Genomic DNA, 1,128 nt, shown 5'->3' on the forward strand with positions numbered 1-1,128 from the left:
CGGTATGTATCAAGCTGTTTGTGACAGCGTGGTGGGTTGTTTGTGGTTGATGCCTGCGCTTGGTGGGATTCCGGGGGCGGTGGGCCTTCGGCGGTAGCGGTGTGGGTTTCGGGCGTAGCAGGCATCGAGTGTGCTTTGCCGTTGTCGGCGGGCTTGCTGGACGAGTCCGCGGTGGACGGTGTCCGGGGTGTAGTAGTTCAGGCCGCTGTGGCGGTGGTTGGTGTTGTAGTCCGTGAAGAACCCTTCCATGTAGTCGCGGGCGTGCTGGAGGTCCCGGAACCGTTGCGGGAAGTCCAGGCAGTATTTGACGGTCTTGAAGAGGGATTCCGAGTATGGGTTGTCATCGGAGACCCGTGGGCGGGAGTAGGACAAGGTGATGCCCAGGGTTCGTGCAAGCTCCAGGGTGGTTCCTGCGCGCATCGGGGCGCCGTTGTCGGCGTGGAGCACCGCAGGGCAGCGCGCGTTCTCGGCCACGGAGTCCCGGATCAGTGTTGCGGCCAGGGCCGCGGATTCTGTGTATTCGACGCGGTGGCCGACGACCTTGCGCGAGAAGACGTCCATGATTGTGTAGAGCCTGTAGGTGTGTTTTCCGGGGCCATGGAGCATCGTGATGTCCCAGCTCCAGAGCTGGTTTGGTGCGGTAGCTTCAAGGACGGGTTTGACCCGGGCCGGGCCGGTTCCACCGCGTTGGGCGCGTCGGTCTCCGTTTTGTCCATGGCTGGCCACGATCCGGTGGGCTGCGGCGATGGAGAACGAACAATGCCCTGCATCGAGCATCCGATAGTACGCCTGGGTGACTGAGAGGTTCCCGTAATCCTCGGAGTTGAGAAGTTTCATGAACTCCTCGGATTCGGCCGCTGTGATCCGGTTTGGGTAGGACCGTTCAGCTTGCGGGACGTTGATTCCGGCACGGGCCGGCGGGTTCAGGTGCCGGTACCAGGTGGTACGGTGCAGGCCCACCAAAGCGCATGCCTTCACCGCGGACCAGCCAGCAGCGACCAGCCTTGCAGCGAAGCTCAGGGTGATGTCTTTCCAGATTTTGGGGTCAACCATTCCGGGCGCCGGGGCTCCAGGTCCTCCACCTTGGGATCGGTTGCCGCCGCGCTCTTGGCCATGGCGTCCAAGAGC

Annotated in this window: 1 protein-coding gene; it reads right to left on the reverse strand. The window is 62.9% G+C overall.

The window, feature by feature from the left end:
- Positions 1-9: 9 nt before the first annotated feature.
- Positions 10-1,128 (reverse strand): IS3 family transposase (locus ACIPV6_RS23715; RefSeq protein ID WP_400273244.1); only part of this gene is annotated, 1,119 nt, incomplete at its 5' end.

It is taken from the genome of Paenarthrobacter sp. NPDC089988 (assembly GCF_044748465.1).
Classification (GTDB): Bacteria; Actinomycetota; Actinomycetes; order Actinomycetales; family Micrococcaceae; genus Arthrobacter.